This is a genomic window from Synechococcus sp. RC10A2, assembly GCF_047502605.1.
This window is the reverse complement of the sequence record NZ_JANSHP010000056.1, coordinates 1-521: the sequence shown is the minus strand read 5'-3', so window position 1 is coordinate 521 and position 521 is coordinate 1. Positions and strand designations below refer to the sequence as shown.

1 protein-coding gene and 1 pseudogene are annotated in these 521 nt (G+C 57.2%); one reads left to right on the top strand and one right to left on the bottom strand.

Going from position 1 to position 521, the window contains the following annotated elements:
- Window positions 1-153: pseudogene (locus NW848_RS07395) on the bottom strand (IS200/IS605 family transposase); the annotation flags it as partial.
- Between NW848_RS07395 and NW848_RS07390 the strand changes: the two are divergent.
- Window positions 109-521, top strand: a 413-nt coding sequence (locus NW848_RS07390) for a helix-turn-helix domain-containing protein (protein WP_414508393.1), incomplete at its 3' end; no start/stop codon positions are given. The pseudogene NW848_RS07395 and the gene NW848_RS07390 sit on opposite strands and share 45 nt — an antisense overlap.

The following is a 521-nucleotide window of genomic DNA, read 5'->3' as shown; positions in this document are numbered from 1 at the left end:
TATCACCCGACGACGGTACTTTGTCACCAGCACCAAGTGGATTTGTAGGCTGTAAACAGAACGATGGCCTATGTTGTAGCTCATTGCGCTAAATGCTAGAACCGTCTCATGATTATCACCCACGAGTACCGGATCCTGCCCAGCGACGACCAAGCCGCTCTGATGACCGAGTGGCTGGAATTGTTGCGGCGGCAGTGGAACGACGCTCTGGGGCAGAGACTGGATTGGCTGACCGCAACCCGTTGCCCAATTGACCGCTGCAGTCTTGTCTCTTGTCCGTTGCCTGTGTCAGAACCCCCGCTGGAGCCGAATTATTATCGGCAGGCGGGATCCCTCAAACAAATCAAGCAACTGTTCCCGGCCTACCGGGGCATTTACGCCGAGGTGCTGCAGCAAAACTTGATGCGGCTGGACAAGGCGTGGAAAGCGTGGCGGGAGCCGGATAGCACAGGCAAGCGGCGGGGGCGGCCTCGCTTCAAAAAAGCGGGGGAGTTGAGATCCTTCACATTCCCCCGCATCAA